Origin of the sequence: Arthrobacter sp. HMSC08H08 (assembly GCF_001807575.1) — a bacterium.
In the GTDB taxonomy this organism is placed as follows: domain Bacteria; phylum Actinomycetota; class Actinomycetes; order Actinomycetales; family Micrococcaceae; genus Pseudoglutamicibacter; species Pseudoglutamicibacter albus.
Genome location: NZ_KV789404.1, coordinates 1 through 1,325, shown reverse-complemented (window position 1 = coordinate 1,325; position 1,325 = coordinate 1). Strand labels below are relative to the sequence as shown.

The following is a 1,325-nucleotide window of genomic DNA, read 5'->3' as shown; positions in this document are numbered from 1 at the left end:
GTCTGGTTTCACGACATCGTTCACCCCACCGCAAGACCCAACCGGTCCGCCGACGTTATCCACGTCGAGGCACGGGGCGGTGCAGAAACTAGCTGTCCAGCCGGCCACGAACCGTAGATATAACGGTGAACAGCAGACACAGCGACAGCAAAATAGCCCCGGGAACACCGGGAACCGCCAGACTGCAGGCACTTTGCCCAGCCACCTTGGCTGCACCCAAAAAACGGAACGATGACGCGACACATTCACCAAAAAGCGGAACGCGGACCCACCACATCAATACAGTCGCGACACATCAAAGCCCCAGAGCATAAAAAATGTCGGGACATCGTATGAGCGATGTCCCGACACATTACAAACGCGGTTTAAGAGTATAGGGGCGTTGCACGCTTTAATGGCATTTATGGGGCTACTTGTCGTTTTCTCTCATCTGCACAGACATGCGATACTGTTCCGCTTCCGGCTCGTCCACAAACTCAAGCAGGTTGCCTGAAATGTCAGCTAGCGCATCTTTTACCTGAGCGGGCGTCACCTTGAAAAACTCTCGACGCTTATTAATCAGATTCACACGCTGATCTGCGAAACGGTGGTGAAGCTCTGTCTCCACACCTACAGCATCTTCACTGAAGAATAGTGCGTGCACGTCAAAGTTAAACGGCACCGACGCGTCAGACAGTTCACGCACACGGTCTAGCGGGTTGAGCCGGCGCGTCATGCCGATCTTAACCATGTCCTCACCAAAACTACCGATATTAGAGATCACGTACACGTAGCCGGCGCGAATGTTCGCCGCCCGGTAGTCAACGTCGTTAATACTCTTATCAATCTCAACGAGCTTGTCTTTAAGCGCTTGGGCTTCTTCAGTGTTGCCAGTGGATTCCATGGTGGCGATCACGTTGAGGTAGTGCTGTTTTTCTTTTTCAAGCCGGTTCTTCTCAGCCTCAAGTTCTTTTTGAGCGCGGGCCTCTTCACGTAACCGCGCTTTGCGTTCCCGCTCCTCTTCTTTCTCGCGCTTCTTCGCGTTTTGATATTCGAGAGTCAGCTCTAATTCTCTTAGGCGCAAACCGTGGTATCGGCCAGTGATCTCGAGGTCTATCATCCGCCCGAGTCTCGCTACCTGATCACGCGCCCTATCGAGACGTTTACGGGCTGCGTCTCCGTTCCCGGCCTTGACCGTGAGCATACAGTTTTCACACTCTGCGTTATATGCACGCAGCATCATTTTTGACATGTCGTTAACAAATTTGCGTCCTTTGGCGGCAGAGTCGTTAAAAGTGAAACCGCTTACGGCTGTAGTTGAGGTGTCCCAGGTTTTGTTCCGTTTG

At 52.5% G+C, this 1,325-nt stretch carries 1 protein-coding gene; it reads right to left on the bottom strand.

The features are described 5' to 3' along the window. Positions 1 to 409: 409 nt before the first annotated feature. On the bottom strand, positions 410 to 1,325 hold a 916-nt coding region (locus tag HMPREF3175_RS08360; protein ID WP_141742510.1), incomplete at its 5' end, for an SNIPE associated domain-containing protein.